The sequence below is a fragment of the Flavobacterium sp. R1_16 genome (assembly GCF_057652095.1).
The window spans coordinates 1-240 of record NZ_JBYFCG010000056.1 but is presented as its reverse complement, the minus strand read 5'-3'; the positions used below and the strand labels follow the sequence as shown (position 1 = coordinate 240).

Genomic DNA, 240 nt, shown 5'->3' with positions numbered 1-240 from the left:
AACACATAGTTTAGGGATACGAATCCTAATAGAAGTTTTTTGTTATATATGGCATAATACTAACGTACTTATGAAAGCACACATACAAGGAAAATTAATTGAAAAATCACCTACAGAGGTAGTAATTGACTGCGGAGGAGTTGGTTATCATGTTAATATTTACTTGCATACTTATTCAATACTACCACAGTCTGAAAACATCAAATTGTTCACTAATCTTCAAATAAAGGAAGATGCGCA

The 240-nt window shown here is 31.7% G+C and carries 1 protein-coding gene; it reads left to right on the top strand.

Annotated features, from left to right (window positions below):
• Nucleotides 1-70: 70 nt before the first annotated feature.
• A partial coding sequence (locus AC23L6_RS13430) for an OB-fold domain-containing protein (protein ID WP_487570233.1) occupies nucleotides 71-240 on the top strand: 170 nt, incomplete at its 3' end.